This window comes from Methylophaga sp. UBA1464 (assembly GCF_002325665.1).
Lineage (GTDB): Bacteria > Pseudomonadota > Gammaproteobacteria > Nitrosococcales > Methylophagaceae > Methylophaga.
The window spans coordinates 9,017-15,240 of the sequence record NZ_DCSO01000076.1; the positions used below are offsets into that span (position 1 = coordinate 9,017).

The 6,224-nt window shown below is 44.2% G+C and carries 6 protein-coding genes; 4 read left to right on the plus strand and 2 right to left on the minus strand.

The window, feature by feature from the left end:
* The first annotated feature begins 292 nt into the window (after positions 1–292).
* Together B3O33_RS09060 and B3O33_RS09065 are read left to right on the plus strand one after the other, a co-directional pair.
* Positions 293–1,498 (plus strand): tetratricopeptide repeat protein, encoded by a 1,206-nt coding sequence (locus tag B3O33_RS09060; RefSeq protein ID WP_292360819.1) that lies wholly within the window; start codon positions 293–295, stop codon positions 1,496–1,498.
* A gap of 31 nt (positions 1,499–1,529) precedes the next feature.
* The gene (locus B3O33_RS09065; protein WP_292360817.1) at positions 1,530–3,899 is read left to right on the plus strand and encodes an EAL domain-containing protein; all 2,370 of its coding nucleotides are present in this window, start codon (positions 1,530–1,532) and stop codon (positions 3,897–3,899) included.
* Here the strand turns inward: B3O33_RS09065 and B3O33_RS09070 are convergent.
* Positions 3,896–4,642 (minus strand): 4'-phosphopantetheinyl transferase superfamily protein, encoded by a 747-nt coding sequence (locus tag B3O33_RS09070; protein WP_292363470.1) that lies wholly within the window; start codon positions 4,640–4,642, stop codon positions 3,896–3,898. The two genes, B3O33_RS09065 and B3O33_RS09070, sit on opposite strands and share 4 nt — an antisense overlap.
* The gene (locus tag B3O33_RS09075) at positions 4,617–5,057 is read right to left on the minus strand and encodes a hypothetical protein (protein WP_292360813.1); all 441 of its coding nucleotides are present in this window, start codon (positions 5,055–5,057) and stop codon (positions 4,617–4,619) included. Before B3O33_RS09075 ends, B3O33_RS09070 begins: the two co-directional genes overlap by 26 nt.
* A gap of 183 nt (positions 5,058–5,240) precedes the next feature.
* Between B3O33_RS09075 and B3O33_RS09080 the strand changes: the two genes are divergently transcribed.
* Positions 5,241–5,972 (plus strand): beta-ketoacyl synthase chain length factor, encoded by a 732-nt coding sequence (locus tag B3O33_RS09080; RefSeq protein WP_292360811.1) that lies wholly within the window; start codon positions 5,241–5,243, stop codon positions 5,970–5,972.
* Positions 5,969–6,224, plus strand: a 256-nt coding sequence (locus B3O33_RS09085) for a hypothetical protein (protein WP_349676314.1), incomplete at its 3' end; no start/stop codon positions are given. The genes B3O33_RS09080 and B3O33_RS09085, both read left to right, overlap by 4 nt.

The following is a 6,224-nucleotide window of genomic DNA, read 5'->3' on the forward strand; positions in this document are numbered from 1 at the left end:
CGGTGACCCGATCGCAGCAGTCACTGGAATCTGATACCAGTATTTTACGAACCATCGTACAAAAAGCCGATCAAAATCTGGGTATTTATGGTGCAATCAAACAAAGTGCGGTGATTCGTCTTGGCGATGAGGTTTTTTTGCAATCCCCCTGATGCTGATTCCCCGGCGCGAGTGCTTTATTCATTAAACGACTGTTGAGTCATCCCAAACGGCTGATGACAAATAAAGGAAATTTACCCAAAATTAGATTAATCTTGTGAGATACATTCTAATTTGATGTTGAAGGTTTAAATTGCAACGACTGGCATTATCCCTGCTTTTAAGCAGTATGCTTTATGGCTGCACCGGGTATCAGCCAAAGGATATCTTTGCGCAGTCCAAAGAGTGGATAGCAAAAACCACTGAAAGAGCGACGGCAAATTATGATGCAGAAATAGAAGCCCTGTTCGCTCAACCTTATATCGATCCACTTACAGATTATCTTAATCTTCACATTGAAGATGAGAGCCGGGCAGAAGCGCTTCGCAAAGTGAATGCAGAACGTAAAGATCGCTGCCAGAAAATTGCCGAAAATTATGCCACGCGCCCACTTACCCAGGAATCATTGACGCTTTATAAAGCCGGATACAATTATTCCTGCCCGAAAGATGTTGAAGCGTTTGCATTAAGATTGGCCAAAGCCAATGAATTAACGCAAAAAACCACTCAGGCTGAGCCCCCGCCACCTAATGAAAATGAGACAGTCGTGCTGGACGAAGCCATTGTTTCAAATGTCAATAAACAGCAATTAAATGATTGTTATTTGCTGACGAACATCAGCAATTTCCCTGAGGCCAAACAGGCATGCCTGTCGCCAGCGAATAAGGGAGATGTGCGTTCACAGTTAAATATGGCACTTATACATAAAGCCCTGGCGGAGTATACGCAGTCACGGCAATGGGCGGAAAAAGTAGAGCAACACTCTCCTCGGGCCCGTTATCTGCTCGGTGAACTCTATGCCTTGGGATTGGGGGTGAAGCAGAACGATCAAGCTGCTTTCAGTTGGTTTGAGAAAGCCGGACAGGATGATTATGCGGATGCTCAATATATGCTTGGTTTATTTTATGAGGCCGGTAAAGGCACTCAGCAGAATACTGAGCTGGCAACCAGTTGGTATCAGCGTGCAGCATTAAATAAACATGTTCCGGCAAAGCATTCGCTGGGAAGCCTGCTGGTGCAGCAAACGGCAAATCCGTCTAATGTTAAAAAAGGCGAAGCGTGGCTGATACAGGCTGCTCGTGCTGGATATGCAGACTCGTCATTATTAATGGGACGGCGGCTGCAGCAAAGCGGACTTACAGAAGATAAAGCCAAAGCCGTAGTCTGGTATGAAGTGGCCCAGCAACAGGGGGCAACTGAAGCAGAAAAACTCGCTGAAAACCTTCGCCCCCAGGTGAGTGCTAATGCCATTAATCTCGCCCGTCAGCAAATTCATCGTATTCTGGAAGGCCAGAATTAATGGGCTGTTTGTATAAAACGGCCGCTAACTGATGCTTCGCTCGCTATTAGTGGACTCTTCAAAAAAACTCATCCTGTGGATGTTGTTTATGCTGGTCATTCTGTTTATTGCCGGCATGTGGATTTTATCTTCACTGAATCTGAATTATTCGGAAGATACGATTGGCGAGGTTCGCCAGAAGCAGATTGAAGAGACTTTTTTCAATAATCTGAACCAAATTGTACAAACCCAAAGCACCTTAGAGCGTGACACCACCGATTTAGCACGTATTGGCAGTTTGTTTGCCGAGTTATTTGCCTCCCAGCGTAATTCACAGGTGTTCAATACAGAATTAAGTGTGATGTTACAGGCAAAGCTGAATGACTTTAAGAACACTTCCGCTGTGGGTATCTGGTTTTTACCCGAACACGTCAGTCAGGGTGCAAAGCCGATTTCACGCTATGCATTTCGTGATCAAACAGCCAGCATAGAAGTGTTAACGGAGTCGAACTCACAGCTTTTAAGTTTTGAGCAACAACACTGGTTCAACCTGACGGACATGGCGGCTGTAGAGGATGTTGATATCCAACGTGATGAAATCTATTGGACGCCCGCCTATTACAACGAAATAACAGACAGTGCCGTGTTAACGTTGATCAAACCTGTCTTGAACAGTCAACAGCAAGTTGTTGGTTATGCAACAACAGACTGGGAAGCAGATCAGATTGTTGATCTGGTGAGTCAGGTCAGTATCACCCCGAATACCTTTGCCTTATTAATCGATAAAAATAAACGCAAACTGTCCAGTTTGAGCAGATTGAATAATGAACGCTATGCTCAGAAAATCATCGATTCGGTAATGAGTCAGGAGTTTATTGAGCTGCAATTCAATAACGCTATTTCACGGCTTCAAACGAGTCAGCAAAAAGCACTTTTGCAAACCCATCAGTTTACGGTTGATGATAACGAATATGTACTCTATGCCGCGACCACGCCGGCACAGATGTTGTTTGCAGTGGGTGTTCCAAAAAATGAAATTGATGCGGTTATTGCACCGATGCGAGTTATTAATCAACGCATCCTGATTGCAACCAGTATTGTGATCTTGCTTTTGTCGGCTTATCTGGTTTACCGCATTGCATTGCTGATGCAGGAATTGCAGGCTTCCTATACAGACCAGCTGACAGGCTTGCCAAACCGGGCAAGATTATTATTGGATTTGGAGCATCAGCGTAAAAACACCTTAATACTGGTGAATATTGATCGATTCCGGGAGTTAAACAGTATCTTCGGTAATGATTGTGGTGATGCCGTATTGCAAAGCCTGACAGAGAGTATTGCTGCATTTTGTCGTGACTACAATCATGCCGATAACGCCAGACTTTATCGGTTATCCGGTGACGAATTTGTTCTGTTGGGTTTTGCATGGTCTAAGGAATTCCTCACCGGATTCCTGAGACAATTAAGTGACTTTCTGCAAGAACAGCACCTGCAATGGCAGGATCAGGATATCAGCATCACCGCAACCATAGGTGCTGCAAGTCAACATGATGCTGGGGCAATCAATGATAACTCACCTGATATCGTCATCAGTCATGCCACAGCGGCGTTAAAAATTGCCCGCCACACGTCACGACACTATGCGATTTATAACAGTAAGCAAGATGTTGAACGGGTGTATGAGCAAAACCTGTTCTGGGCCAGACAACTAAAACAGGCATTACAACAGGATCGTATTGTTCCCTGGTTTCAACCAATCATTGATAATCAAAATGGCCAAATAAGCAAATATGAATGCCTGATCAGAATGATTGACCCCGATAACGAAGTGATTAGTCCGGGTGTTTTTTTGCCAGTGGCCAGTAAATTACGACTGGATAGCCTGCTCACCCGGGTAATGGTGGAAAAGTCATTTCAGAAATTTGCCAAGCTCAACTACGAATTCTCCATCAATCTGTCCTATCGTGATTTACTGGATACGGAACTCATACAGTTTATTTTCGAGAAGCTCAAAACCTATCACGTTGGTGAACGATTGATTTTTGAAATCCTTGAGTCCGATGGGATCGATAACTACAACGAAGTCCGTCAGTTTATTGATAAGGCGAAAAGCTTTGGCTGCAAAATTGCCATTGATGATTTTGGCAGCGGCTACTCCAACTTCGAGCACCTGCTCCGTTTAAATGTGGATTTGATTAAAATCGACGGCAGCCTGATAAAAAACCTTAATGAAGATCAATCGGCTATCGTTGTGACCCGAGGTGTAGTGCAGTTTGCCCGTAGCCTTGGCATCAAAACCGTCGCGGAATTTGTTCACTGTGAAGCCGTACAAAATCAGGTTCAGGCGTTGGGTATCGACTTTTCTCAAGGGGCGTATTTCAGTATGCCTCAAGCAGAGTTGGTCGATAATGAAACGGTTTAGAGAACCACTTCCAGATAGTTAAAGGTAAGTTTATCGTTATTATTAAAAGCGGCATAAGCTGCATCGTGCTCATTAAGAGCATAGCACTGGATCGTGCGCTGATTTTTTTCACCGTAAACTGCAAGCATATACTCAGCCAATAGGGTTTTGACGACCATGCCGCCTTTTTCCTCTGAACAAATCAATGTCGAATCAATTTTTCGCAGCGTTACATTTTGCTGTTCTATAGAGGACATTGATTTGAAATAGGCTTCTTTGATACACCAGGTTTGATAGAAATATAACGCTGGATTTGCATGTTGGTGAAATAATTCCAGTTCATCTGGAGACATAAATAATTCAGCCATTGCAGCCATGTTGTTCCGCGGGACAATTTTTTCAATATCTACGCCAATGGCGGAATTTGAGATGGTGACCACCACTCTGTCATGACTATGGGAAAGACTTAAATAAGTGGTAACGGGAAGGTTATGAATGACGGGAAATTTACCGGCCTTTTCTTCAATATTCCAATAATCCACGGGCTGGTTATACGCATTGGATAACGCATAACGTATCAGCCATCGGCTCAATAAATATTGTCGTTGTTTGAATGTAGATTTGATTAATTTAAAGCGTTTGTATTCAGATATCGATAACAAACGTTTGCATGTCTGTTCTTGTTGTACTGACGATTCCTCAACTCTGGCGAACCAAAGTTGAGGGAATTCGGATGACTTATTCGGCAATTCTGACCACTTCACCTTGCAGAGCGACACCAGCCATAATGGCACCTGCATGACATTCATATTCGGTTTCACTGCTGACCGTATTTTTTTTGTAATAGCTGTTGATATTGATGACCGCGTTACCACCCTCGGCTTTCACTCTGTCCTGCAATGAAAGCATTGCGCTGAGCAATACCCATTCACAAGCCGCTTCATCAGACTTACCGAACGCGTTGGTTTTTTTATTGCTGACAAATTTGCCAAACGATTTTTCTATTTCCGGGTGTGGCTGATTGCCAAAATAAAAACGAATATTGGGATCGAGTTTTTCTTTAAAATCTGCCGAGTTCATTGCTGCTTCGATTGACAGCATATGTTGTGTATCCCGACTGTGAGCCTGAGTAGAAAAAATAAGAACAGATGCGGTTAATAAAATTAACAGGTGTTTCACAATGTTACCTCCATGTAGATAGTACGAAAGCGGCAAGTATAGGCGAGTCGGGTTGGGTGCTCAATGGCAGATTAGACTTGCATAAACACCTTGGCAAAGTAAAATCCCTCGTTCGATGATTTAAACTAAAAGAGCCGAGATGGATCTTGGAGCCCTGAAAATGACAGTTAATGAGTGTATGCAGTGGTAAGCCTTAATCTGGAAACCTGGTCAGCATTGGCTCCGGGACTGGATACTAAAGCGTCATGGCAAGCATGGTTTGATAGCTCATCAGATGATGGCCCTGCAGAAACTTCTCCGGCTTTAAAACAGATACCGGCTTTGCTGCGTCGGCGTTTTACCACGCTGGGTAAATATGCCGCAGCCTCCACGTTGAATGTGTTGGCAGAAAACCAATCTATGCCGGGTATTTTTGCGTCACGGCATGGTGATACCGGTTTAACGTTGTCGTTACTTGAAGAAATCGCCAGGGATCAGCCGATTTCACCCACAGGTTTCAGTTTAGCCGTGCATAACGCGGTGGCCGGAATCATTTCCATTGCCCGCAAAGATAAATCACCGATAACGGCCATTTCAGCAATGAATGGTCTGCTATTGCAAACCTTGTTTGAGGCTGCCGCACAACTTGAGAGACATGAGCGTGTTTTCTGTGTTGTTTATGATATTCCGTTACCCGCCCTGTATCAGCCCTATGAGCTGAGTGTGCCATTTCCACTGGCATTAGCCTTCGTGGTGAGTCGTTCTGATGATGCTAAGGCAAATTTAACTTTACAGCCAACGACACAAGCGTGTTCTGAGCTCAGTACTTATCAGGAGATATTTCAATTCATCAAGGTATTGATGGATGAAAAAGGCAGCCTGATGATGAACGTTAATCAGGCAAATTGGCACTTGGCGGTGGATGCCAGACAATGACAGCATTTCTTGACCGCAGCTGGCGTTTATTTGCCACAGCATTAAGTTTCTTTTTATTTGGGCTGGGCAGCGTATTTATTTCATTGCTGTTGGCGCCGATTCTGATGGTATTGCCGGGTACATCGGTGCAAAAGCAGCGTCGCGGTAAGGCATGTATTCATCATGTATTTCGATGTTATATCGGCTTAATGAAGCTGCTTGGGGTGCTCAGTTATCAGGTGCATGGTCGCGATAAGCTCCAGGGCGCTAAAT